The organism is Streptococcus sp. DD11 (assembly GCF_001578865.1).
GTDB lineage: Bacteria > Bacillota > Bacilli > Lactobacillales > Streptococcaceae > Streptococcus > Streptococcus panodentis.
Genome location: NZ_KQ969481.1, coordinates 1 through 272, shown reverse-complemented (window position 1 = coordinate 272; position 272 = coordinate 1). Strand labels below are relative to the sequence as shown.

Annotated in this window: 1 pseudogene; it reads left to right on the top strand. The window is 57.7% G+C overall.

Annotated elements, in window-relative coordinates:
• Window positions 1-272: pseudogene (locus STRDD11_RS13940) on the top strand (hypothetical protein); the annotation flags it as partial.

Here is a 272-nt window from a genome sequence, read left to right as displayed (position 1 = left end):
CGCGAAGGGTGCGACGCCCTCGCCAGCCGCGGCTTTCATGGCATCGAAATTTCAATCCACGCACCCGCGAAGGGTGCGACGACGGAGCAGCAGGGGCTAAGGGTGATAAAGGCGAATTTCAATCCACGCACCCGCGAAGGGTGCGACACAGATACTTCTTTCAGTTCGATTTCTGGGACTGATTTCAATCCACGCACCCGCGAAGGGTGCGACGCAAGCCTGCAGGTTTGGTGTACTCAAAATCCCATTTCAATCCACGCACCCGCGAAGGG